At 67.1% G+C, this 22,233-nt stretch carries 23 protein-coding genes, 1 tRNA gene and 1 pseudogene; 14 read left to right on the top strand and 11 right to left on the bottom strand.

Translation table 11 applies throughout. The annotated features are described in order from the left end of the window. Positions 1–212 (bottom strand): annotated as a pseudogene (locus tag AX702_RS05380) (hypothetical protein); the annotation flags it as partial. Between the two features lie 245 nt (positions 213–457). On the opposite strand from AX702_RS05380, the gene AX702_RS05375 reads away from it, so the two are divergent. From AX702_RS05375 to AX702_RS05330, 10 genes are all read left to right on the top strand, one after another. After that, on the top strand, positions 458–3,592 hold the full coding sequence (locus AX702_RS05375) for an intermembrane phospholipid transport protein YdbH family protein (RefSeq protein WP_066777082.1): 3,135 nt from the start codon (positions 458–460) through the stop codon (positions 3,590–3,592). Beyond that, positions 3,589–3,798, top strand: a complete 210-nt coding sequence (locus AX702_RS05370) for a YnbE family lipoprotein (protein ID WP_066777079.1) — start codon at positions 3,589–3,591, stop codon at positions 3,796–3,798. Before AX702_RS05375 ends, AX702_RS05370 begins: the two co-directional genes overlap by 4 nt. 2 nt (positions 3,799–3,800) lie before the next feature. Further along, on the top strand, positions 3,801–4,181 hold the full coding sequence (locus tag AX702_RS05365; protein ID WP_066777077.1) for a YdbL family protein: 381 nt from the start codon (positions 3,801–3,803) through the stop codon (positions 4,179–4,181). 297 nt (positions 4,182–4,478) lie between these two features. Continuing rightward, positions 4,479–4,796, top strand: coding sequence for an AtpZ/AtpI family protein (locus AX702_RS05360; RefSeq protein ID WP_066777074.1), 318 nt, complete (start codon positions 4,479–4,481; stop codon positions 4,794–4,796). Positions 4,797–4,824: 28 nt separating this feature from the next. Next, positions 4,825–5,613 (top strand): F0F1 ATP synthase subunit A, encoded by a 789-nt coding sequence (locus tag AX702_RS05355; protein WP_066777072.1) that lies wholly within the window; start codon positions 4,825–4,827, stop codon positions 5,611–5,613. A 50-nt stretch (positions 5,614–5,663) separates the two neighbouring features. Beyond that, the gene (locus AX702_RS05350; protein ID WP_046409264.1) at positions 5,664–5,891 is read left to right on the top strand and encodes a F0F1 ATP synthase subunit C; all 228 of its coding nucleotides are present in this window, start codon (positions 5,664–5,666) and stop codon (positions 5,889–5,891) included. Positions 5,892–5,998: 107 nt separating this feature from the next. Next, positions 5,999–6,493 carry a F0F1 ATP synthase subunit B family protein gene (locus tag AX702_RS05345; protein WP_066777070.1) on the top strand — a complete coding sequence of 165 codons (495 nt, stop codon included), beginning with the start codon at positions 5,999–6,001 and terminating at the stop codon, positions 6,491–6,493. Continuing rightward, complete coding sequence (locus AX702_RS05340; protein WP_066777067.1) at positions 6,486–7,133, top strand: F0F1 ATP synthase subunit B family protein; 648 nt, start codon at positions 6,486–6,488, stop codon at positions 7,131–7,133. Before AX702_RS05345 ends, AX702_RS05340 begins: the two co-directional genes overlap by 8 nt. 210 nt (positions 7,134–7,343) lie before the next feature. Further along, positions 7,344–8,006 carry a TIGR02117 family protein gene (locus tag AX702_RS05335; protein WP_066777064.1) on the top strand — a complete coding sequence of 221 codons (663 nt, stop codon included), beginning with the start codon at positions 7,344–7,346 and terminating at the stop codon, positions 8,004–8,006. A 62-nt stretch (positions 8,007–8,068) separates the two neighbouring features. Continuing rightward, positions 8,069–9,373: a sugar MFS transporter gene (locus tag AX702_RS05330; protein ID WP_066777059.1), complete on the top strand. Its 1,305-nt coding sequence runs from the start codon at positions 8,069–8,071 to the stop codon at positions 9,371–9,373. A gap of 36 nt (positions 9,374–9,409) precedes the next feature. Here the strand turns inward: AX702_RS05330 and AX702_RS05325 are convergent, their stop codons facing one another. The 5 genes from AX702_RS05325 to yajC form a co-directional block, all read right to left on the bottom strand. Further along, positions 9,410–9,751, bottom strand: a complete 342-nt coding sequence (locus AX702_RS05325) for a TfoX/Sxy family protein (protein WP_066777057.1) — start codon at positions 9,749–9,751, stop codon at positions 9,410–9,412. A gap of 123 nt (positions 9,752–9,874) precedes the next feature. Then, the gene (locus AX702_RS05320) at positions 9,875–10,249 is read right to left on the bottom strand and encodes an Mth938-like domain-containing protein (RefSeq protein ID WP_066777054.1); all 375 of its coding nucleotides are present in this window, start codon (positions 10,247–10,249) and stop codon (positions 9,875–9,877) included. Between the two features lie 7 nt (positions 10,250–10,256). Further along, positions 10,257–11,228 carry a protein translocase subunit SecF gene (gene secF, locus AX702_RS05315; RefSeq protein WP_066777051.1) on the bottom strand — a complete coding sequence of 324 codons (972 nt, stop codon included), beginning with the start codon at positions 11,226–11,228 and terminating at the stop codon, positions 10,257–10,259. Between the two features lie 124 nt (positions 11,229–11,352). Then, the gene (gene secD, locus AX702_RS05310; protein WP_066777049.1) at positions 11,353–12,954 is read right to left on the bottom strand and encodes a protein translocase subunit SecD; all 1,602 of its coding nucleotides are present in this window, start codon (positions 12,952–12,954) and stop codon (positions 11,353–11,355) included. A gap of 16 nt (positions 12,955–12,970) precedes the next feature. Then, a complete protein-coding gene (gene yajC / locus AX702_RS05305; protein WP_066777046.1) occupies positions 12,971–13,309 on the bottom strand; it encodes a preprotein translocase subunit YajC in 339 nt (112 codons plus the stop codon). Between the two features lie 168 nt (positions 13,310–13,477). On the opposite strand from yajC, the gene AX702_RS05300 reads away from it, so the two are divergent. Together AX702_RS05300 and AX702_RS05295 are read left to right on the top strand one after the other, a co-directional pair. Beyond that, a complete protein-coding gene (locus AX702_RS05300; RefSeq protein ID WP_066777043.1) occupies positions 13,478–13,783 on the top strand; it encodes a putative quinol monooxygenase in 306 nt (101 codons plus the stop codon). A gap of 49 nt (positions 13,784–13,832) precedes the next feature. Then, positions 13,833–13,909, top strand: a tRNA-Pro gene (locus tag AX702_RS05295). 110 nt (positions 13,910–14,019) lie between these two features. On the opposite strand, the gene moaB is transcribed toward AX702_RS05295, so the two are convergent. Genes moaB through AX702_RS05270 form a run of 5 tightly spaced genes read right to left on the bottom strand, consistent with a single transcriptional unit; the run spans position 14,020 to position 19,380 of the window. Further along, entirely contained in the window at positions 14,020–14,547 is a 528-nt protein-coding gene (moaB, locus tag AX702_RS05290; RefSeq protein ID WP_066777138.1) for a molybdenum cofactor biosynthesis protein B, read from the bottom strand. A gap of 31 nt (positions 14,548–14,578) precedes the next feature. Continuing rightward, on the bottom strand, positions 14,579–15,277 hold the full coding sequence (locus AX702_RS05285; RefSeq protein ID WP_066777041.1) for an enoyl-CoA hydratase/isomerase family protein: 699 nt from the start codon (positions 15,275–15,277) through the stop codon (positions 14,579–14,581). Beyond that, the gene (locus AX702_RS05280; RefSeq protein WP_066777039.1) at positions 15,274–16,137 is read right to left on the bottom strand and encodes a 4-(cytidine 5'-diphospho)-2-C-methyl-D-erythritol kinase; all 864 of its coding nucleotides are present in this window, start codon (positions 16,135–16,137) and stop codon (positions 15,274–15,276) included. Before AX702_RS05280 ends, AX702_RS05285 begins: the two co-directional genes overlap by 4 nt. After that, positions 16,134–17,747, bottom strand: a complete 1,614-nt coding sequence (locus AX702_RS05275; protein ID WP_231731731.1) for a tetratricopeptide repeat protein — start codon at positions 17,745–17,747, stop codon at positions 16,134–16,136. The genes AX702_RS05280 and AX702_RS05275 overlap by 4 nt, the downstream gene beginning before the upstream one ends. Beyond that, positions 17,722–19,380 (bottom strand): electron transfer flavoprotein-ubiquinone oxidoreductase, encoded by a 1,659-nt coding sequence (locus AX702_RS05270; RefSeq protein WP_066777036.1) that lies wholly within the window; start codon positions 19,378–19,380, stop codon positions 17,722–17,724. The genes AX702_RS05275 and AX702_RS05270 overlap by 26 nt, the downstream gene beginning before the upstream one ends. 125 nt (positions 19,381–19,505) lie before the next feature. Here AX702_RS05270 and AX702_RS05265 point away from each other — a divergent pair, with 125 nt between their 5' ends. Together AX702_RS05265 and AX702_RS05260 are read left to right on the top strand one after the other, a co-directional pair. Then, entirely contained in the window at positions 19,506–20,273 is a 768-nt protein-coding gene (locus AX702_RS05265) for a uracil-DNA glycosylase (protein ID WP_066777033.1), read from the top strand. Between the two features lie 35 nt (positions 20,274–20,308). Next, positions 20,309–22,078 (top strand): lytic transglycosylase domain-containing protein, encoded by a 1,770-nt coding sequence (locus tag AX702_RS05260; protein WP_066777133.1) that lies wholly within the window; start codon positions 20,309–20,311, stop codon positions 22,076–22,078. Positions 22,079–22,233 lie beyond the last annotated feature (155 nt).

Below are 22,233 nucleotides of genomic sequence, written 5' to 3'. Positions count from 1 at the left end.
GCCTCAGCCGCATGGCCGACAGCGATCCCGCCGAACTCGCGCAGCAATGCCTTGGCGAGCGGCTTGGTGTCGCGGCGCGGGATGGCCAGGGCCAGCAGATATTCGATGAGCTCATGATCGAGCAGCGCCTCGCCACCACCCCGCAGCAAGCGCTCCCGCAGCCGCGCGCGATGGCCGTGATTGTCGGTGGCGGCGGGATCGCTGTCGGCCATGCGGCTGAGGCTAGGCGGGGAGGGTGGCGGGTGCAATCAGCTCTTGGGCCTCGTCATCCCGGCCTCGCTCCGGAACCGAACTCTCCACCGGCGCTGTCGCTCGCGCCCGTGCTCGAGGGTGCAACAATTGAAATCACGCGTGCGCGATGACGGGACAAGTCCGGCGTGACGACGGGGGGTGAGGCTTCCAACCACTGCGCTTCCTCCTTAGAGAGACCGCTCTTTCGCGCACCGGAAGGAGCAAGGTGACAGCCGCACAGGAGGACCGGAGCCCACGCCGCCGCCGCCTCGCGCGTGTGCTGCTGATCCTGGCGCTGCTCATCATCGCTGCCCTGCTAGCCCTGTGGTCTGCCCGTGTGCCGATCGCCAGCCGCTTTATTGACCGCAGTCTGGCTGCCAGCGGCGTTCCCGCACGTTACGCAATCGAGGATCTCGGCTTTCAGCGCCAGCGACTGACGAACGTGGTGATCGGCGATCCCGCCAACCCCGATCTCGTCGCCGATTGGGTCGAGACGCGCCTTTCGATCGCCGGTCGCCCGCGTGTCACGGCGGTGCGCGCCGGCCGCGTGCGGCTGCGCGGCGCGCTGGTCGACGGGAAAGTCTCGCTCGGCGCACTCGATCGGCTGCTGCCGGAACCGTCGGGGAAGCCCTTCGCGCTCCCGGCGATCGACCTGTCCGTGAACGATGCGCGCATGCGCCTCACCACGCCGTTAGGCGTCGTCGGCCTGCGCCTTTCGGGCCGGGGCCGGCTCGATGATGGCTTCCGCGGCACGCTCGCGGCGGTCAGCGGCGACCTGTCTGTCGGCAGCTGCACCACCCGCCGCCCAACCGCCTTTCTGAAGCTTACGGTGCGCGATGCCGCCCCGCGGATCGCCGGCCCCGTTCGCCTTGCCGCGCTCGCTTGCGGTGACACCCGCGTCGCCCGTCCCGAAGCGCGCATCGACGTCGCGCTGAGCCCGGCGCTCGACCAATGGCAGGGGTCTGCTGCGCTGCGGACGGCGGCGGTCGTCGCGCCTGGGGCGAGGCTGGCGGCGCTCGGCGGGCGGATCGGGTTTGAAGGGTCGGCCAAGCGCACTCAAGGCGAGGCGCAACTGCGCGGCGAGAGAATGGCAGCAAGCGGCATAGGCGCCAAGGCGCTCGCCTTTTCCGGCACCTGGCGGGTCGCCGCCGGACGTGCACTGGCCGCGGGGCGGGTCGACGCCAGCGACATGGCTGTGTCGGCGCCCGCCCGTGCGCGCGTGGTCAGCGCAGCGGCAGGCGCAGCGGGCACGCCGCTGGAGCCGCTCGCCGGCGCTGCCGCCACGGCGCTGGCGCAAGCGGCGGAGCGGTTCGATCTGGGCGCCGAACTCGCGCTCGGCACCGCCGACGCCCGCCCGCTCATAACAATGCGCAGCGCGACGGTGCGGGCCGCAACAGGCGCCTCCGCCAGCTTCGGCAAGGGCGCCGGGCTGATGCTGGGTGAGCGGGGCGGATTTCGCGCCGATGGCACGCTGCGCTTCGGCGGCGGCGGGCTACCCACCGGCCGCATCGCACTCACCCAGTCGCATCCCGGTGGCCAGGTCGAGGGCACTGCGACGATCGCCCGCTACGAAGCGAAAGGCGCAAGTCTTGCGCTGACCCCCATGCGCTTCGCCGCCACTCCCGCGGGGAGCGTGCGGCTCGCCACCGTCGCGACGCTATCGGGTCCGCTGAGCGGTGGCGCGATCGACACGCTGCGCCTGCCGCTCGCCCTGCGTGTAGATAATGGTCGGGTGTCGGCGAACTCGACCTGCGTTCCGGCGAGCGTCCGCAGGCTGACACTCTCGGGCCTGGCACTGGCGAATACGGCAGTGACCCTCTGCCCGATCGATGGCGCCATGTTCAGCTTCGATCGTGGCCGGATCGGCGGCGGCGTCCGCGCCGCCGGCGTCAAGCTGGACGGTACGCTGGGCGGATCGCCACTCGCTCTCGCCAGTCGCAGCGTGGAGTGGCGCCATGCCGCCGCTGCCATTGCGCTCGCCGATGTCACCGCCCGGATCGGCCGACCGGGCAGCGTAACCCGCCTCGACTTCGCCACCCTGGACGGCCGTGTCGCGCGGGGCGCGATCGCTGGCACCTTCGCGGGCGGTGCTGGGCAGATCGGCAACGTGCCGCTGCTCCTTTCCGACGCCGCTGGCGATTGGCGTTTTCAAGGTGGCGCGCTCACACTCGATGGCGCACTTGCCGTGAACGACGCGGCGGACAGCCCGCGCTTCAACACGCTGGCGGCGCGTGCCGTGGCGCTCACCCTCGCCGGGAATGCGATCACCGCCAAGGGCACGCTCTACGAACCCGCCAAGAGCGTGAAGGTCGCCGATGTCACCATTCGCCACGCGCTTGCCAGCGGGGAAGGCGCCGCGCACCTCGCCGTTCCCGGCATCACCTTCGGCGATGGTTTCCAGCCCGAGGAGCTCACGCGGCTCACGTTCGGCGTCATCGCTGACGTGAAGGGGCGTGTCGCCGGGCAGGGCGATATCGCCTGGTCGCCAAGAGGGGTTACCTCTACTGGCACCTTCGGCACCGAAAAGCTCGATCTCGCCGCCGCCTTCGGCCCGGTCACCGGCGTCAAGGGCGAGGTGCGCTTCACCGACCTGCTGGGCATCGAATCCGCTCCCAACCAGATTGCCACCGTCGCGGAGATCAATCCCGGCGTCGCCGTCACCGACGGTCGGATCGACTACCAGCTGCTCCGCCACCTGAAGATCCGCGTCAACGGCGGCCGCTGGCCCTTTGCCGGTGGCACGCTGACGCTTCAGCCGACCCTGCTCGACTTCTCATCGCCGCAGGAACGCCGCATGACCTTTCGCGTCGACGGTGCCGAGGCGCGCCAGTTCCTCACGCAGTTCGACTTCAAGAACCTCGACGCGACCGGCGTGTTCGATGGCGAGCTGCCGATGGTGTTCGATCAATCGGGCGGCCGGATCGAGAATGGCACGCTCGTCGTGCGCGAAGGCGGCGGCAGCCTCGCCTATCTCGGCGAGTTGACGGAAAAGGATCTTGGCACCTGGGGCAACATCGCCTTCCAGGCGCTCCGCTCACTGCGCTACCGCAACCTGCAGATCGTCATGAACGGGCCGCTCGCCGGCGAGATGGTGACCGAGGTGCGCTTCGCCGGCGTCAGCCAGGGGGAGGGGGCCAAGTCCAACTTCCTCGTCCGCCGCCTCCAGAAGCTGCCGTTCGTGTTCAACGTCCGCATCAAGGCACCCTTCCGCGGCCTGATCGATTCGGCCGCCAGCTTCTATGATCCCAAGCGCCTGATCGACCGCAACCTGCCCGCGTTGCTCGAGGAACAGAACAAGCGCGCCTCACCGCCAACCATTCAGCCGCCCGCAAGCGATATTATGCCAGGAGCGAAACATTGACGAAGCATCAGGGGCGCACGACGTTGGTGGTGATGATGAAGAGGCTGGCGATCGGATTGGGTGTGGTGACAGGCGGATGCGTCAACGTCGCCGCGCCGGACAAGCCGATCGTCATCAACCTCAACATCAGCGTCACGCAGGAAGTGGTGTATCGCCTCGACAATGAGGCCAAGTCGCTGATCAAGCAGAACCCGGGGATCTTTTGACGATGCGTACGAAAACGATGGTGATGGCAGCTGCGGCGATAGCGCTGACGGGCGTGTCGGCCGCCGCATTCGCGCAGCGTGATCCGGCCTATGCCGCCGCGCGTGCCGCGGGGCAGGTGGGCGAGCAGCCGGACGGCTATCTCGGCGTGGTGGGGGCCGGCTCGGCGGATCTGCGCGCGCTGGTCAACGCGATCAACATTCAGCGGAAGGCGGCCTATACGCAGAAGGCGCAGGCGTCGGGCGCGACCGTGGAGCAATTGGCCTTCACCAGCGGCTGCAATCTCATTCAGCAGACAGCGTCCGGAGAAAAGTATCGTACTCCTTCGGGCGAATGGGCGACTCGCGGTGCCGGCGCGCCGACTCGCGACCCGCGGTGCGTTTGATTTCCATCAGTCGGAACCCCTGTTAACGCCGTCGCGGGCATGCCGGCCAGGCGCCGGCATCTCGCCTGTTCCACAGTCGCGCCTTGCGAGTTGAAGGCGCGCCGAACACCGGCACAAGCCCGGAAGGATGGGGCCACCGCCGCGACGCTCGCGACGCCTTTCCCATGTTTCGGCAACATGAACACGAGGTTGCGGGAGTGTTGACACCCCCGGACCCCCCGGCTAACCGAGCCGTGCCTTGGCGGGCTCGCCACTTGGCTTCCGTGCGCCTGCCCAAAAACACTGGGGGATGCTTGGATGGCAGAAAACGAGCCCGGACCAGACACCCTCGGCACCGATGCACGTCTCACCTCGCTCGATGAGCGGCTGAAGGCGGCGCAAGCGGACGAGGCGCACCGGACAGGGGCGGGCAAGGCGGAATCCGACGGCGGTTATCGCCTCGGAAACCGCGTCTTGGCCGAACTGATCGGCGGGATGGTCGGCGGCGCGCTGATCGGTTGGGTGATCGACCGATTCGCGGGCACGCAGCCCTGGGGTCTGCTCGTGATGCTCGCCCTCGGGACGATCGTCGCGTTCAGAAACATCATTCGGATTTCTAGCCAGCGCCCGAAGTAATCGGGCGCTTTCGTTAAGGGAAACAGGCGTGGCGGAAGGCGGCGGCAAGATCGATCCGATGCACCAGTTCCTGGTTGAGCCGTTGTTCGGCACTCAGGACTGGCAGATTGCCGGCTACAACATCGCCTTCACCAATTCGGCGATGTGGATGGCGGTGGCTGCGGTGGGCTTGATTGCCTTCATGGCGCTCGGCACCAAGGGCAAACTTATCCCCACCCGTGGCCAGGTGATGGTCGAAAGCGTGGTTCGCTTCATCGACAACATGCTGGCATCGAACATCGGGCCGGAGGGAAAGCGTTACGTTCCCTACGTCTTCTCGCTGTTCATGTTCATCCTGTTCGCCAACGTCCTTGGCCTCCTGCCGCTGGGTGTGGTCGGCGTTCATCCGTTCACCTTCACCAGCCATTTCACCATCACCGGCATTCTCGCGATCCTCTCGTTCGCGATCGTTCTGGTGGTTGGCTTCTGGCGTCACGGCCTGCACTTCTTCAGCCTCTTCGTGCCGCATGGCACGCCCTGGTGGCTGCTGCCGGTCATTCCGCTGATCGAGTTCGTCTCGTTCATGGTGCGCCCGTTCAGCCTTGGTCTGCGACTGTTCGTCGCGATGACGGCCGGCCACGTGCTGCTGAAGGTGCTGGCGGGCTTCGTGATCAACGCTGGCAATGCCGGTGCCGGAATCGGCCTGCTGGTCGGTATTCCCTCCTTCGGCCTGATGGTCGGCATCTCCGCGCTGGAGCTGCTGGTCGCCGGGATCCAGGCCTATGTCTTCGCGCTGTTGACCTCGCTCTACCTGAACGACGCGGTCAATCTGCACTAAGTCTCGTATTGTTCAATCCAACCTTTTGATTTTGATAGGGAGTTACTGAAATGGACGCAGAAGCCGCAAAGCTGCTCGGCGCCGGTCTGGCCGCTGTGGGTGCGGGCCTCGCCTCGCTCGGTGTGGGCAACGTGTTCGGCAAGTTCCTCGAGGGCGCGCTGCGCAACCCGGGTGCGGCCGACGCACAGCAGGGCCGTCTCTTCATCGGTTTCGCCGGTGCCGAGCTTCTCGGTCTGCTCTCGTTCGTTGTCGCGATGATCCTGGTTTTCGTCGCCTAACACGATACGGATCCTCCGCCGTTCGCGCGGCCCCGGCCCATTCCGCCCCGCGTGGTGCGGTGTTCGGGCCGGCAAGGCGCGGACGGACGGGAGGTTAAGGGTTCAAGATGCCTCAGATCTCCCAACTTGCCGCAACCTGGGCGTCCCAGCTGTTCTGGCTGGTCGTCACCTTCGGTACCGTGTTCTTCATCGTGGGTCGCGGCATGCTGCCCAAGGTGCAGAAGACGATCGATGCGCGCGATCACTCGATCGCTGCGGATCTTGCTGCCGCTTCCGCGGCGCGCGACCAAGCCGACAAGGTTGAGGCGGACTGGCGCGTGCGCGACCAGGCCAATCGCGAGAAGGCTCAGGCGCTCGTCGCGGAGGCACGCCAGCGTGCTGCCAAGGCAAGCGAAGAGACGCTGAACGCTGCTGGCCAGCAGCAGGCTGATCGGATCGCGGCGGCTGAGGCGGATATCAAGGCAGCCACGCAGCGCGCGCTCGACGAGATCGAGGCGGTTGCGGCGGAAGCCACGCAGGACATCGTGGCGCGCGTTTCGGGCGTGCAGGTGTCGGCGGACGAAGCAAGGGGCGCTGTGAAGGCGGCGATGGCACATGGCTGAGTTCATCATCCTGACTGCCGCGGCTGGCGGCTCTGCCCAGGTGGCGCAGAACCTCGCGCATGCCGCAGAGGCAGAAGGCATGAGCGCCGAAGGCACCGAGGCGCTGAGCACCAGCGTCGCGGAGGGCGGGCCGGACCACCATGTCGATCCCGAGCTGCTTGGTCTGAACGGCACCGTCTGGGTGTCGCTGGCGATGATCGTGCTGTTCGCGATCCTCATCTGGAAGAAGGTGCCGGCACTGATCGTCGGCGGGCTGGATCGCCAGATTGCCGACATCCGCCGCCAGCTCGACGAAGCCAAGACGCTTCGCGCCGAGGCTGAAGCGCTTCGTGATGAGTATGCGCGCAAGATCGCCGACGCGGAGAAGACCGCCGGCGAAATGGCGGCGCAGGCCAATCACGAGGCCGAAGTGATCATTGCCAAGGCGAAGTCGGATGCCGACGAGCTGGTGATGCGCCGTGCGAAGATGGCCGAGGACAAGATCGCCGCTGCCGAGCGCGCCGCGCTGGCAGAGGTTCGTGCGAAGACGGCCGCCGCGGCTGCCAGCGCTGCCGCGGCATTAATTGCCGAACGACACGGCGCCGATGCGGACCGGACTTTGATCAACCGCACCATCGCGGGGATCGGCCGCCCGAACTGAGCTTCTGGTCACTGCGAGAACATCGAGGCCGCGCCCACCACGACGCGGCCTTTTTGCTGTGCGGCCTTCCGGGAAGGATCGTGCTTAGCCTGCCCCGAAATCGCGCTGATTTCTCGAGGCAGAAGTACCTTCGGCAGGACGAAACCTCTGCGAAACTTCCATCGCCATGCCGTCATGGCTCCGGAGCCATCCCGCTGCTAAGCTAAAACGGTGCGCCGTTCCCGCTTCCTCGACATTGCCGCAACCTTGCTCAGCCTCATCGCTGCCTATCCGATCACCGGGTGGATCGTTGGCGCAATCCCCTCGAACAAGGCCTGGAGCGAGCCGGAGCAAGGCGTGACGTTGTACGTGGAGTCGAACGGCATTCATGTCGGGATCGTCATGCCCAAGCGGGCGGCCGGCGTTGACTGGCGGCCGATCTTCCCCGGCAGTGACCTGAGGGATGGCCGCTATGCCGGCCATGATCATATTTCCGTTGGCTGGGGCGAGCGGGACTTTTATCTCGAAACGCCGACCTGGGCCGATCTCAGGCTCCGCACGGTGCTGGCTGCGGCTTGGGGCAGCAATGAGACGCTGGTGCATGTCGATCACGTACCGGCGCCGGCGTCGGACCGGACGGTGCGCCGCCTAATCGTCCGCCCGGCCGAATATCGCCGTCTTGCCGCCTATGTTCAGGCATCGCTGGTCCGGGGCGGCAGGCGCTACCCCGGCTACTTCGGCAATGACGCCTTTTATCAGGCATATGGCCGCTATACCGCGTTCCACACCTGCAATGCGTGGATCGGTGATGCGCTGCGCTACGCCGGGATCAGGACGGGTGTCTGGACCCCGTTTCCCGCCACCGTGCAATGGTGGTACGCGCGCCACGCCTGACGCGTTGCCCCGCGAGCTTTTCGAGGTAAACGCTTATGCGTTCTCGAAAAGGGATTTTCTTGATGGCATTTGCCCAGGGCGCGACCAACGCCAACAACGCGGCTCAGGAAACGGCAGGAGCGGACGGCACCTATGTCGATGCGCCCGATCTGCGATGGTTCGTGTTCGCGCTGTTCTTCATCTTCGGCGGCATCACCAGCCTGAACGATATCGTGATGCCGAAGCTGCAGGAGCTCTTCACCCTCAGCCACGCCCAGGCAAATCTGGTCAATTCCGCGTTCTTCCTGGCGTATCTGCTGTTTTCGCTTCCGGCCGCGGCGGTAGTTCGGCGGGCAGGATATATGCGCACCGCGACGCTCGGCCTGGTCCTGATGACCGTCGGCTGCCTGCTCTTCATCCCGGCGTCGAGCTCTGCCACCTTTGCCATGTTCCTGCTGGCATTGTTCGTGCTGGGTGCTGGGATCACGGTGGTGCAGGTCGTTGCGAATCCGCTGATTTCACTGCTGGGGCCACCCCGCACGGCGCACAGCCGCCTGACCTTCGCCCAGGCGTTCAACTCGCTTGGCACCACCATTTTCCCGCGCGTCGGCTCCACGCTGATCCTCGGCAGCCTCGCCGGCGTCAGTGCGGCGACGCTCAGCGGCCCGGCGCTCGACGCGTATCGGATCGAGGCCTCGCGGGCGATCGTCCACACCTATATCGGCCTTGCAGTGGCGTTGCTCGTCATCGCCGGAGTGGTCTGGACACGCCGCAACCGGCTTCAGGAGGAGCAGGACCAGACCGGCTCGATCTTTCACGCGCTGACGTTGCTATCGCGTCCGCGCTTCGCCTTCGGCGTCGCCTGCATCTTCCTGTATGTCGGCGCGGAGGTGGCGATCGGGTCGAACCTGGTGGTCTATTTGGCGCAGCCGACCGTGTGGAACGTGCCGCTTGAGACTGCGGGCAATTACGTCCCCTTCTATTGGGGTGGCGCCTTGCTGGGCCGCTTCATCGGCTCCGGCATCCTGCGCGTCGTTTCGCCGGGTAAGGTGCTGGCGACGGCAGGGGCCGCGGCAATTGCGCTGATCCTGTTCTCGGCGAACATGGGCGGTGTGGCGGCCGGCTGGGCCCTGATCGCGGTCGGGCTTGCGAACTCGATCATGTTCCCGACCATCTTTAGTCTCGCGTCGGAAGGGCTGGGGAAACGCGCTGCCGAGGGTTCGGGCGTGATCGCGACCGCCATCGTCGGCGGCGCTGTGGTCCCGCCGCTCTATGGCTCGCTCGCCGATGCCTCCGGCAGCCTGGCGTTCGCCCTGGTGCTGCCGGTGATCTGCTACGCCGTGATCGCCGGCTTCGGCATCTTCGCCCGCCGGCCTGCGGCAGCCTGACGCACAGCGCCCCTCTTCCGTTCGGGGGAGGGGCCTCTACGCCGACCTGGTCTTGCGGGGCGCGCGCTTCTTCGGCGCCGGCAGCTCCGCCGCGGTGACCTCGACCAGCGCCGCCAGCAGGTCGCGATCGTCCCAAAGCTCGGGATCGATCAGCAGGCAAGCCTTGGCTCCAGGATACGGCGCTGCTTCCATGCACTCCTGAACTAAAGCCCGCCCACCCGGCGTTGGTTTGATGAAGAGCTGCCCGTCGCAGATCAGCGCCACCAGCTTGCCGGCGCAATAAAGGCCATATTCGCCGAACATCGGCTTCGCCGTGACGTCACCGGCCCCGGACAGCTGATCAACAATAAAAGATACGGTCCCCTTGTCGGTCGCCATCGCCTCTTTCTCCCTCGCCCTGGGGTAGGCTTATTGGAGAGGCGTGGAAAGGGACTGGCTTAGTCGGGGCCAAGCCGTCCTTCGGCCACTTCCGCTATGCGAAGAGCCAGTGGGCCGTCGCTCTCAGGCATCAAGCGGGTACAGCGCCGCGGCGATCTGCCGCCCTTCGCTGCGCAGCACGCCCCACGCCTTGGCGGCGGCGCGGCTGTCCATCGCCTCCACCCCGATGCCGCGCGCTTCAAGAGCATTCACCAGCGCGCGTGGCGGGCGGGCGAGGGTGGCGCCGGTACCGATCAGAATGAACTCCGGCGCCGGGGTCAGGATAGCCGCGAGCGCTGCCTCGTCCAGATCCGACAAGGCGGGCGGCGTCCAGGCCTGCGCCTCGCTCACGGTCATCAGCACCGCATCGAGCACCGTGGCATCGTCCAGGCGAAAGCCAGTGCGCGTGAAACCGCGAACGACCGGCCCGCCGGCATCGCGATCGCGGTTGATCTTCACGGCCGCGTCACTCCCCGCGGGTTACGATCCGCTCGGCATTGTCGATGCCGCCGCGGCTGACCTTCTCCGGCGCCGGGTTTGCGCGCAGGCCAAGGGTGATGAGCAGCGACGACGAGACATAGATCGACGAATAGGTGCCGACCACGATGCCCAGGATCATCGCCGCGGTGAAGCCGCGCAGCACATGGCCGCCCAGGAACAGCAGCGCGCCCAGCGCCAGCAGAATGGTGACGGAGGTCATCACCGTGCGCGGCAGCGTTTCGTTGACCGACAGGTTCACGATCTCGCGCATGTCCATCTTGCGATAGCGGCGCATGTTCTCGCGGATTCGATCGTCGATGACGATCTTGTCGTTGATCGAATAGCCGATGATGGTCAGCACCGCGGCCACGATGTTCAGGTCGAATTCGAACTGCGTCAGCGCGAAGAAACCCAGCGTCATCAGCAGGTCGTGCACGATCGCTGCGATGGTGGAAACGCCGAACTGCCATTCGAAGCGAACGATCGCGAACAGGCCAATGCCGAGCACGGCCAGCACCACGGCGAGCACGCCGTTGCGGATCAGCTCGCCCGAGACCTTGCCGGAAATGGTGGAATAGCGGTTGAACGTCGCGCCCGGGAACGCCTGGGAGATGGCCGTCTCCACCTTCTTCACGGCGGCGTTGGTTGCGCCCTCGTCCGCGCCCTCCTGAACGGGGAGGCGAATGGTGAGCGTGCGCGGATCGCCGAACTGCTGGAGCGACGCTTCGCCCAGCCCCTGCGCATCCACCACCTCGCGTAGGCGATCGAGATCCGGCGGCGATGCGAACCGTTCCTCGATCATCAGCCCGCCTTCGAAGTCGACGCCGAAGTTCAGGCCTTTGGCGAAGGTGATCCCGATGGCGAGCACCGACAGAATCAGCGTGAGCCCGAACGCCCAGCCGCGCAGCCGGACGAAATCGATGTTGGTATGGTCAGGGACGAGTTTCAGCAGGCGCATGGCAATCTTCCGTCATTCCCGCCGCGGCGGGAAGCGCGACGCGTCAGGCCCTGAAAGGGGGCCGCGCGTCGGGAATCAGGGGTCCCTGCGTCTGCAGGGACAAAGGAGGCGGTCGGCAGGGCGATCATATGTTGATCGTCTTCGGCTTGGTGCGGCGCAGCCAGCCTGCTGTCAGCATGCGGGTGAACAGCACGGCCGTGAACACGCTGGTGGCGATGCCGATCAGCAGCACGACGGCAAAGCCCTTCACCGGGCCGGAGCCGAGCAGGAACATGATGATGCCAGAAATCGCGTGCGTCATGTTCGCCTCGAAGATCGTGCGGCTGGCTTCGGAATAGCCCAGTTCAACCGCCTGCACCACCGAGCGGCCACGATGCCGTTCCTCGCGAATGCGCTCGTTGATCAGGACGTTGGCGTCCACCGCGGTGCCGATCGTCAGCACGAAGCCCGCGATGCCCGGCAGGGTCAGCGTGCCGCCGATCAGCGCAAGCACGCCGACGATGACGAACACGTTGATGACCACGGCGAGGTTCGCATAGACGCCGAAGCGGCCATAAGTGACGAGCATGAAGGCGACGACCAGCGCTACCGCCACGGCGGAGGCCAGGATGCCGGCGCGGATCGACTCTTCGCCCAGGTCCGGGCCGACGGTCGATTCCTCCACGACCTTCAGCGCCACCGGAAGCTTGCCCGAACGCAGCGCGATCGCCAGCGCATTGGCGCTTTCCGTCGTGAAGCTGCCGGAGATCTGCGCCCGCCCGCCGGTGATCGGCTCGTTGATGTTGGGCGCGGAGATCACCTGATTGTCGAGAATGATGGCGAACGGCTTGTTCACATTCTCCTGCGTCACCCGCGCGAACTTGCGCCCGCCCTGGCTGTCGAAGGTGATGGCGACCTGCGGCTCGTTGGTCTGCTGGCTGAATTCCATCCGCGCATCACTGAGCTGGTCGCCCGAGATGATGGCGGAGCGCTTCACGGCGATCAGCGGAATGCCGCTTGGATTGGTGGGATAGGCGAGGATCTGGCTGCCGGCCGGCGCCTGCTTGCTCGCCAGCTGCTGCGGCGTCGCCGTCTCGTCGACCAGCTTGAACTCGAGCTTCGCGGTCTTGCCCAGAAGGTCCTTCAGCGCCTGCGGGTTCTGCAGGCCGGGAACCTGCACCACAATGCGGTTCGAACCCTGACGGATGATCGTCGGCTCGCGCGTGCCCAGTTCGTCGATTCGGCGGCGGACCACTTCCGTCGCATCGCCCATCGCGGTGTCCACCGCCTGGTTCAGGCCCACCTGGGTGGGGGTGAGCACCAGCCGGCTGGTATCAACCACCTGGATGTCCCACTCGCGCTGGCCGGTCATGCCGACGCCGCCGCCGGTGATCGCGAGCAGCCGTTCGCGTGCGGCATCGACCTGCGAGGGATCGCGCAGCAGGAAGGACAGCCGGCCGCCACGCGTCGAGATGTCACCAATCTCGATCCGCGGATCCTGTCGGCGCATTTCCGTCTGCACCTGCTCGCGCATCGCCTCCAGGCGATTGGACGCAACGTCGTTCACGTCCGCCTCCAGCAGCAGATAGCTGCCGCCGGCGAGGTCGAGCCCCAAATTGATGCGGGGCAGGTTGATGCCCCATTGATCGGTGATGCGCTGCGGGATCAGGCTGGGGATGGCCAGCGCGCACAGCACGGCGATCGTGAGCCAGATCGAGGCGACCTTCCAGCGCGGGAAATCGAGCATGTTGGCGGCCCAGTTCTTAGTCGTTCGCCGGCTTGGAGCCGAGCGCCGTCACCTCGGCGAGCGTCGCCTTGACGACCTTGATGCGGGTGTTCGGCGCAATCTCGACCTCGACGAACTGTTCCTCGACCTTGGTCACCTTGCCGACCACACCGCCGGCGGTGACGACCGTGTCGCCCTTCTTCACGGCGGCGACGGCATTCTGCAGCGCCTTCATCCGGCGCTGTTGCGGGCGGATCATCAGGAAATAGAAGACGATGAAGACGAGAACGAGGGGCGCGAGGCTGAGGAAGCCGGCGAGGCCCCCCTGCGCTCCGGCGCCGCTCGCCGTCTGGGCATAAGCTGGGGAAATGAACATGCCGTCCTTGCGTGCACATGGGTCATGGCGCCCGGAAACGAGCCCCACAGGAAGCCTGCGCCGCTAACATCGCTGCGCCCTTGGCGCAACTCGCCGGCGCAGGTACGTGAGGTGTCGACTGGCCCATGACAGTTCATGTTGAACGGGCACGGTGAAGAGGAGAGGTGAATGACGATCCTGGTGATGGGCACGATCAAGCTGGGCGCCGGCGAGGGCGCCAAGGCCGCGAACCTGATGGCCGAACATGCGGCAAAGGTGCGCACCGAGGAGGGATGCGAGGAATATAGCTTCGCCTTTGACGCGGCCGACCCCGATCTGGTGCGCGTCGCCGAGCGCTGGGCCAGCCCCGAAGCGCTCGCCGCTCATGGGCAAGCCGATCACCAGAAGGCATTCGGCCGTGCGCTGCGCGATCATTCGCCCAGCGCCATGTCGATCGACGCCTGGGACGGGCAGCATTGGCGCAAGCTGATCTGATCGCCGCTTGCATATTGGGCGCGCGCCGCGTAGGGGCGCGCGTCTCGGTCGGGGCGTAGCGCAGCCTGGTAGCGCATCACACTGGGGGTGTGGGGGTCGCAGGTTCGAATCCTGTCGCCCCGACCAGAGATCAAAGCCGTGAGAGCCTTCCTCATCGATGAGGGCAGATCCGGCTCTTCAGGAAGTGAGATCGTCCAGCCGTTGCGCGCCGAGTCGCGCAGCAAGCGGCGCGCGCTCTATCGTTCCATCAGCCGCGGCATCAGCTCCACGAAGTTGCAGGGCCGGTGCCGGCTGTCGAGCTGATCGCGCAAGATCCCGTCCCAGCCATCCTTCACCGCGCCGGTCGATCCCGGCAGCGCGAAAATATAGGTGCCGCGCGCCACGCAGGCGCAGGCGCGTGATTGCACGGTGGAGGTGCCGATCGTCTGGTAGGATAGCCAGCGGAACAATTCGCCAAAGCCCGGGATCATCTTGTCCGCCACTCGCTCCACCGCCTCGGGAGTCACGTCGCGGCCGGTGACGCCGGTTCCGCCGGTGGTGATCACGCAATCGACCGACTCGTCCTCGATCCACGCATGCAGCCGAGCAACGATCATGTCGGTGTCGTCGCGCAGGATCTGGCGATCGGCGAGCACATGCCCCGCATCCGACAATCGCGCCACAAGCGCGTCGCCGGATCGGTCCTCCGCCAGTCCGCGTGTGTCGGATACGGTCAGCACGGCGATGCGGACGGGGATGAACGGCAGGGACTGATCGATCGGCATGGTCATGATATCGCGCGGCCGCCGCTCGCGATCAACGATAGCGTTGCGTCCCGCTGCGGAAACGCGCGCTGCTGAAACTGTCCTCAAAGGCACGGCCATGCCCGGGATCGGCAGGATCGCGCAGCATTGCCTTCAGCGTGACGAGTGCGGCCGGATCATTGGCGGCGATCGCGTCCGCCACCACCGCCCCGTCGCCGATCGCTTCCACCAGCCCGATGCGATGCGCCTCGGTCGCATCGATCGTCTCGGCGGTGAACAGCAGCCGCGCGGCCTGTCCCGGGCCGACCAGGGCGCTCAAACGGCCAAGATCCTCTGCGGGATAGCCGATGCCGAGCCTCGCGGGCGGGATGGCGAAGCGCGCCGCCGGGCCGGCAATCCGCAGGTCCGCCGCCAGCGCCAGCGCGAAGCCGGCGCCATGGCACCCACCCTCGATTGCAGCGACGACCGGCATGGGCAGATCCGCTAGCGCGTCGGCGGCGGTGCGCAGGGCCAGACGGAACGGCGCGCGATCCTCGGGCGCATCGGCCAGCCCGGCTATCTCCTTAAGATCGGCGCCGGCCGAGAATGTGCCCGGCACTGCGGATCTGAGCAGCACCACCGCCGCATCGCGCGGCACCTGTGCCACCGCTTCGGCGAAGGCCAGCCAATGCGCGGTGCCCATGGCATTGCGGCGTTCCGGGCGGTTCATCGTCAGGCGGGTGACGGCGCCCATCCGGTCCAGCGTGATCATGCCAGCGTCGTCGCCAGCTGCCACCAATCCGCACATGTTGCCGTCACGGCGCGGCCGGCAGCGTCGCGATCCGCCGCCTCTTCGAACAGCGCGAAGCAGGTCGCGCCCGAGCCCGACATGCGCGCCAGCGTCACGCCCCGCTGCGCTTCCAGCAACGCCACGACGTCTGCTATCACTGGCGCCATCGCGCGGGCAGGGGGTTCCAGATCGTTGCGGCCGTTCTCGGGCCTGTTTGGATCGAGCGCCCCACGATCCACGCCGTCCCATCCGCGAAAAACGGCGGCGGTTGATACGCCGACTCCTGGATTGACCAGCAGGACGGGTGTTCCCTGCCAGCGACCCAGTGGCACCAGCGCGTCGCCCTTGCCCGTGCCGAAAGCCGTTTGGCCGGACAGACATGCCGGTACGTCGGCGCCTAAACCGGCGGCGATGTCGACCAGACGCGGGTCTTCTGTGGGGACGTCATGCCGGCGGGCAAGCGCCCGAAGCGTGGCCGCTGCATCCGCTGATCCACCGCCGATCCCCGATGCGACGGGCAGGTTCTTCTCCAGCTTGATGTCGTGCGGCTGGTCCACGGCGAAAACGGCGCGAAACGCGTGCAGCGCGCGAACCACCAGATTGTCGTCGGCGGATGCCGGCGAAGCGCCTCCGGCTGCCGAGCCGCCCAGGGCCGCAGCGAATGGCCCGGTGATGCGGAACCGGTCCGCCGCGCCATCCACTAGCGTCACCTGATCCCCGTCACGGCAAAATGCGAACAGGGTTTCGATGTCGTGATAGCCGTCGGCACGGCGCCGGCGCACATGCAGCGCAAGGTTCAGCTTGGCCGGGGCCGGCTCCACGATCGCAGTTTGAAGGGTCATGGGCGCGGCGCTGGCCCGTTGGCGATCTTGGCGGACAGTCGCTCGGCGCTCTCCGTGTCCGCCACCACCTTCGCGGCGCGCCAGGCATAGCGGGCGGCAAAGCGTCGCCCGACGGCCCAGTAGACGTCGCCAAGATGCTCATTCACCTCGATATCGGTCGGCGAGGCAGCGGCGGCACGTTCGATCAGCGGCAGTGCGCGCTTCGGCTCCCCGGAAAGATAATAAGCCCAGCCCAGCGAGTCGGTGATCGCGGCATCCTCTGGCTTCAGCCGACTCGCCTTCTCCAGCAGCGCCTGCGCCGGGCCGACCGGCTCGCCATGCACGATCTGCGCATAGCCCAGATAGTTGAGCGCCAGCGGCTCCTCCGGTGCGAGCCGCACCGCTTCCTGCAGCGCGCGATGCGCACGCGGCCAGTCGCCCGCTTCGTCCAGCGCGGCGCCATATTGCAGCCAGACGGACCAGTCGGCCGCTCCCTTCGCCTGATCGATGATGCGGCGATAAACGGGGGCGGCCTCGGCCGGCCGGTCGGCGCTCATCAGCAGATCGGCGTAGCGCTGCAAAGCGGCGGGATTTCCGCTCTTCGCCAGTACGACGGCGTCGGTCAGCGCCTCGTCCGTGCGGTCGGCGCCGGCGAGTATCTGGATCCGCCCGCCGCGCGCCGCCTGGGCATAGGGGCTGTTGTCGCCGATCGTCGCCAACGTGGCGAGCGCCCGGTTCGTCTCACCGGCGCGGCCAAGCGCATAGCCGAGCAGCAGGCGTGCGCGATCGTTGGCCGGATCGGCGGTCGCGGCGGCCTGCGCCATGGCGAGTGGCAGGGGGCCGGGCGGCCCGACGATCAGGTCCGTCACCACGCGGGTGAGGAGCGCGGACATGCCGAAGCCCAACGACGGCTTGCTGCCTGTGCCGGGCCGTGCGCGCAGCGCCGCGATCGGCGCGGCGTCCCCGGTCAGCAGGGTGCGCGCATCCGCCACTTTTCCCATGCCGATCAGCAGCCGCGCCGCGATGATCCTGATGTCTTCGCTTGCCTGGCCGGTGCCCAGAACGGCGCGGAGTGTCGCCAGCCCCTCGCCGTCATGGCCCTGCGCGATGAGGATCAGGGCCCGCGTCTCGCTGGCAAAGCGGCGCGCCACCGTATCTTCGCGCGCCGCGGCGAGCAGCGGCAGCGGATCCTCGCCGCGCGCGAAGGCCAGCCAGGCGGCAAGCGGCTGTGCCAGAACGGCGAGCTGCCCCGTGCGCAGGCGCCCGATCGCCGCTTGCGCCGCTGCCAGATCGTCGTGCGCGGCCGCGCTGGCGAGGATCAGCAGATCGGCATCTGCCGGCGCCGCCGTCCCCAGCGTCACCGCCGCGTCGAGTGCTAGCTTCAGGTCGCCGGCCGCGATCGCCTGACGATAGGCATAGGCCGCGACGCCAGCGTCGCCCGGCGTTGCGACCAGCGCATCGGCGTAGCGGCCGGCGGCCACCTGTGCCGCCCCGTCGCCATCCGCCGCGCGGGCTTGCATATAGGCGAGCAGGTCCGGCGTCGAAGCCCGGGCGGGCATCGACGACAGGCCCAGCGCCAGCCCGGCCGCCGCCGCGCCGGTCAGCTTACATGTTCGGATAATTCGGGCCACCGCCGCCCTCGGGCACTACCCAGTTGATGTTCTGCGTCGGGTCCTTGATGTCGCAGGTCTTGCAGTGGACGCAATTCTGCGCGTTGATCACGAACTTCGGATCGCCCGTTTCCTCGCCCACGATCTCGTACACGCCGGCGGGGCAGTAACGCTGTGCCGGCTCGTCATAGAGCGGCAGGTCGTATTCGACCGGGACATTGGGGTCCTTCAGCGTCAGGTGGATCGGCTGATCCTCCTCATGATTGGTGTTCGACAGGAACACCGAGGACAGGCGATCGAAGGTCAGCACGCCATCGGGCTTGGGATAGTCGATCTTTCTCGCCAGATCCTTGCGCCACAGCGTCTCGTGGTCGGCATGCTGCTTCATGGTGAACGGCCATTTCAGGCCGAAATGCTCCATCCACATCGCGATGCCGGCAATGCCCGAGCCCATGAAGTCACCGAACTTCTTCACCAGCGGCGCGACGTTGCGGACGATCGACAGCTCCTTCTTCACCCATGAGGCGTCGAAGGCGGCGGGATAGGCGGTCAGCTCGTCGCTCTGGCGCTGCGACAGGATCGCATCCGCAGCGGCGTCGGCGGCCATCATGCCGCTCTTCATTGCCGTGTGCGTGCCCTTGATCCGCGGAACGTTGAGGAAGCCCGCGCTGTCACCGATCAGCGCGCCGCCCGGGAACACGAGCTTGGGGATCGACTGGAGCCCGCCATCCGAGATCGCGCGCGCGCCATAGCTGACGCGCTTGCCGCCCTTCAGCAGCGCGGCAATCTCCGGGTGTGTCTTCCACCGCTGCATCTCGGCGAACGGGAAGACGTAGGGGTTGGAATAGTTCAGCCAGGTGACGAGGCCGAGGCTGACCTGTCCGTTCGCCTGGTGATAGATCCAGCCGCCGCCGTTTGTCTCGCTCTCGCTGAGCGGCCAGCCCTGCGTGTGGATCACCTTGCCCGGTTCATGCAACGCGGGGTCGATGTCCCACAGTTCCTTGATGCCAAGGCCATAGGATTGCGGGTCGCAATCGGCGCGCAGGTCGAAGATGCGCATCAGCTCCTTAGACAGGTGCCCACGGCAACCTTCGGAGAAGAAGGTGTATTTGGCGTGCAGCTCGAGGCCCGGCTGATAGTCGGGCTTGTGCGTGCCGTCGCGCGCCACGCCCATGTCTCCGGTGGCGACGCCCTTCACGCTGCCATCCTCGTTGAACAGGATCTCGGCCGCGGCGAAGCCCGGGAAGATCTCGACGCCCAGCTCTTCGGCCTTGCCGGCCAGCCAGCGGCACAGATTGCCCAGGCTGCCGGTATAGGTGCCCTTGTTGTGCAGGAACGGCGGGGTCCACAGGTGGGGGAGGTTGAACTTGCCGCCCTTCGTCAGCACCCAGTGGATGTTCTGAGTCACCGGCACTTCGGCCAGCGGGCAGCCGTCCTCGCGCCAGTTGGGGAGCAGCTCGTCCAGGCTGCGCGGATCGATCACCGCGCCCGACAGGATGTGCGCGCCGACCTCGCTGCCCTTCTCAAGCACGCAGACCGAAATGTCGGCCTCTTTCTCCGCCGCGAGCTGTTTCAGCCGGATCGCCGCGCTGAGGCCCGCCGGCCCCGCACCCACGATCACAACATCATACGGCATCGACTCGCGTTCGCTCATTACTCTCTCCATCTGCCAACCCGCCCATCGCCCCCGCGTTCGGGCGCATGCCGGCAACGTTCCGTCTTTCACGGCTGTCGAGCGAATTGACCGCCACGTCAACCATAAGGCTTAGTCGCCGATATATGGGGGCAGACCAGAACATCGAATGGCGGCAAGCCGCGGCAAGCGCAATGGAATGGTGGCGCGATGCCGGCGTGGACGTGCTGGTTGGCGACGAACCGTTCGATTGGCTCACGCCCGAGCCGGCGGAGCTCGTGGCCCCGCTCGCCCCCCTATCGCCCGCCCTCGCATCACTCGCCCCGGCGGCCCGCGCGGGCGAGGCGGCGCCGTCGCCGAACGTCGCGATGCCGGCCACCATTGCCGAGCTGCTGACATGGCGCACGGGCAGCGCTGCGCCGGAGGCAGGCTGGGGCGTGCCACTGATCCCGGCGACCGGCCCGGCGGACGCCGACATCATGATCCTGATCGACTGCCCCGAGCGCGATTCGTCTGATTCGCTGCTCGGCGGAGCTGCCGGTCGCCTGTTCGACCGCATGCTGGCGGCGATCGGTCGCAGCCGCGCCGATGTCCATCTCGCCAGCCTGTGTGCCGCCCGTCCGGCAGCCGGTCGTCTGCCGCGGGACATGGAGAGTCAACTCGCGGACATCGCGCGCCACCACGTCGCTCTCGCGGCGCCGCGGCGGCTGCTCGTGATGGGTGATGCGGCGAGCCGTGCCATTCTGTCGGCGAATGTGATGCAGGCGCGCGGACGTTTGCACGCGCTTAACCATAAGAAGGACAGTCAGGGCGAGGTCGTGGCGAGCTTCCATCCGCGCATGCTGTTGGAGCGCCCCGCCCTGAAGGCCGAGGCTTGGAAAGATTTGCAGATGTTGATGGGGGGATTGAAGTGAACCGGGTGTTGCTTGCCGCCGTGTCCATCGCTGCCATGACGCCGGCGGTGGCTGCTGCCGAGCCGTCGGCGGCGCGTGGTGCCGCCACTTCGGCCATGCCCTCGCTCCCTTCGCAGCTCACCGCCGAGCAGCGGACCCAGTATCGCGCGGTCTTCGCCGCCATCCGCGAAGAGCGCTGGCAGGACGCTCAGATCGGGCTGGACGCAATGGCGCCCGGGCCCTTGCACAGCTACGCCCGCGCCGAGCTCTACACAGCCAAGGGCTCGCCCCGAGTCGAGCTCGACCCGCTCGTCCGCCTCCTGACCGAGGCGCCGGAACTGCCACAGGCGGAGGCGATTGCCCGCCTTGCCAAGGTGCGTGGTGCCGCGGAGCTGCCGCAGCTTCCTGTGCATCAGCGGCTCATCTGGCAGGACGGCGCCCCGATCCGCGTTCGTGCCAAGGCCACCCGCAGCGATGCGATCGCCGCCGACCTCGCCGATCGCATGCAGCCGTATGTGAAGGGCGACATGGGGCGGGAGGCCGAGGCATTGCTCGAGTCCACCGGCGGCCTGACGCCCGAAGCGACCACCGAATGGCAATCGCGCGTGGCGTGGATCTATTTCCTTCAGGGGCTGGACGGCGATGCGCGTCGCCTGGGAGACAAGGCGGCCGCAGGGCAGGGCGATTGGGCCACCCATGCGCGCTGGACCTCCGCGCTCGCGGCCTGGCGGCAGAATGATTGCGCCGCTGCGGCGGAGGGCTTCCAGTCCGTCTCGGCCAGTGCCGGCGATACCGACATGCGCGCCGCCGGCCTCTACTGGGCAAGCCGCGCAGACATGACCTGCGGCCGTCCGGATCGGATCGAGGCGCGGCTGAAGAGTGCGGCGCAATATGGCGAGACCTTCTACGGCCAGCTGGCGCGCCAGTCGCTCGGCATGCAGACCGCGGCGGTCAAGCCGCAGAAGGTGACCAGCGACTGGGCGAACCTGGAGCGTCGGCCGAACGTCCGCGTCGCGGCGGCACTGGCGGAGATCGGTGAAACCGAGGCCGCCGATCAGGTGATCCGTCAGCAGGCGAAGATCGGCCCGGCGACGGAGTTCGCCAGCCTGATGCGCGTGACGGAGCAGATGAACCTGCCGGCGAGCGTGGTCTGGCTTGCGCATAACTGCCCGCAGGGTTTCGTCGCCACGGCGGAGACGCGTTATCCCACGCCGAACTGGACGCCCGACACCGGCTGGCGGATCGACAAGGCACTGGTCTACGCCCATACGCTGCAGGAATCGGGCTTCCGCAACAAGGTGGTGTCGCCGGCCGGCGCTTATGGCCTGATGCAGATCATGCCCGCCGCCGCGACCGATTACATGCGCGAGCGCGGCATATCGGTCGACAAGTCGGCGCTGACCCGCCCGTCGACCAATATCGACATCGGTCAGCGGCATTTGGAAAAACTGCGCGACATGGGTCTGACCCAAGGCCTGCTGCCCAAGGTGATCGCTGCCTATAATGCGGGGCCGAAGCCGGTGGGCGAGTGGAACTCGCTGGTTCGCGATAATGGCGATCCGCTGCTTTACATTGAAAGCATCCCTTATTGGGAGACGCGTGGCTATGTCGTCACCGTCATGCGCAATTACTGGATGTATGAGGGGCAGACCGGGCGCAAGCAGTCGGTCAGCCGCGCTGCACTCGCGCAGGGCATGTGGCCGCGCTTTCCTGGAATGAAGGGCGATCCGGCGATCCGCATCGCCAATCGCCCGGCGGGGAACACGGTTGCTGCCAATGCCGCCGTATCCCCCGCATCGACCACCACGGTCGCTAGCGCGCCCTGACGTCGGCTGGGGGCTCGTCACCCACGGCATGTGCGAGGCCTGTGCGACGCCTATAGCGCCCACCAGCTGTGTCGTGCCGACGTTGTGCCGGGATCCACTGCTCAGCGTACATGACTGCTCATGCTTTGCAGCCCGATGGCGTCGGGGGCATGTCT

Source organism: Sphingomonas sp. CCH5-D11, assembly GCF_001557395.1.
Lineage (GTDB): Bacteria > Pseudomonadota > Alphaproteobacteria > Sphingomonadales > Sphingomonadaceae > Sphingomonas.
Note: the sequence above shows the minus strand (reverse complement) of the source record. Positions and strands in the feature narration are given on the sequence as shown.